Source organism: Vibrio sp. AND4 (assembly GCF_000171815.1).
Taxonomy (GTDB): domain Bacteria; phylum Pseudomonadota; class Gammaproteobacteria; order Enterobacterales; family Vibrionaceae; genus Vibrio.
Map to the genome: position 1 here is coordinate 1 of NZ_ABGR01000100.1, position 1,662 is coordinate 1,662.

Consider the following 1,662-nt stretch of genomic DNA (forward strand, 5'->3'; position numbering starts at 1 on the left):
ACGATCAGCTAAAGCTTGCCACTGCGATGCGCTTTGATAGTTGGGATGCGCTCATTGCTCAAACTCAACAGCATATGGCAAAGGTACACAAGGTGTTTGAAAGCTTGATTGGTGATGATGAAGGAGATGAAGCCGAGGCCGTGGCTCGTCATTTCCATGAGTTGTGGGATATGGCGACTAAACAAGACGTGCTTGAACACGTTCTTCAAGAGGACATCAAAGCTGAGAACCCAGAACACTTGGCGAAAACCATCATGCAGTTCAAAGCGGATTTGGCGAAGAAGACACTTGGACCACGTGGTCGTGAAGTGCTGACCAAGTTAATGCCAAAAGTGTTTGATGTGATATTTGCTCATCCAGATGCACAGTTTGGCTTACCTCGTGTTTTGCACTTACTGCATAATATTTGTACGCGAACCACGTACCTTGAATTGTTGGACGAACACCCGGCAGCGTTAGTGCAATTGGTTCGTTTGTGTACCGCAAGTCCAATGATTTCAGAGCAGTTATCGCGTTACCCAATACTGCTGGATGAGCTGATAGACCCTCAGCATTTATATCATCCAATTTCATTAGATAGTTACCAGACGGAGCTACGCGATTTTCTTGCTCGCATCCCTGAGGATGATATGGAGCAGCAGATGGAAGCATTGCGTCAGTTTAAGCAAATCTGCATTTTACGTATTGCCGCCGCCGATATTGCGGGTGTGTTACCAGTCATGAAAGTGAGTGATCACTTAACCTATTTGGCGGAGGCGATTGTCGACGCCGTCGTGAACCAAGCTTGGCTACAAGTGTCGGAAAAGTATGGCGAGCCTACACATGTGAAAGATCGTGGAGGTAAGGGCTTTGCGGTGATTGGCTACGGTAAAGTTGGTGGTTGGGAGCTGGGTTATAACTCAGACCTCGATATCGTGTTCATGCACGACTGCCCATTGAACGTTTACACTGATGGTAAGAAAGAAATAGATGGTCGTCAGTTTTACCTTCGTTTGGCACAGCGCATCATCCATATTTTCTCGATTCGCACGGCATCGGGAATTCTATACGAAGTGGATACTCGCTTACGTCCGTCTGGGGCTTCAGGTTTGTTGGTAAGCCCGACTGATGCGTTTGATGATTACCAACACAAAGATGCTTGGACGTGGGAACATCAAGCGTTAGTACGCGCGCGCATGATTTATGGTGATGACCTCTTGGCGACGGCCTTCCACAACACCCGTCGTGGTGTGTTGTGTAAACAGCGTGAGCAAGACACACTAAAAAAACAAGTGGTCAATATGCGTGAAAAAATGCGTGATCATTTGGGCGGTAAAAGGTCTGGTCGTTTTATGCTCAAGCAAGATAATGGCGGCATTACCGATATTGAATTTCTCGCTCAATACCTTGTGCTTAACTACAGTCACACTAAGCCAAAGTTGATTCGCTGGTGCGATAACGTGCGTATTTTTGAAACCCTGATCGCACAAGGTATCATGGAAGAAGATCAAGCGATGCAATTGACGCGTGCGTACACATCAATGCGCAATGAGATTCATCGTCGAAACTTGCTCAACTTGAATGCTGATGTTGCAGAAGATAAATTTATTGCAGAGAGAGAATGGGTGAAGCAAGCATGGAATCAATGGTTTGCCTAAGCTGAAGTTGTACACGCGGTTCTGC

General features: G+C 46.5%; 1 protein-coding gene. It reads left to right on the plus strand.

Translation table 11 applies throughout. The features are described from left to right. The coding region (glnE, locus tag AND4_RS18885) for a bifunctional [glutamate--ammonia ligase]-adenylyl-L-tyrosine phosphorylase/[glutamate--ammonia-ligase] adenylyltransferase (protein WP_009844592.1) at nucleotides 1–1,637 on the plus strand (1,637 nt) is incomplete at its 5' end. Between the last annotated feature and the right edge of the window lie 25 nt (nucleotides 1,638–1,662).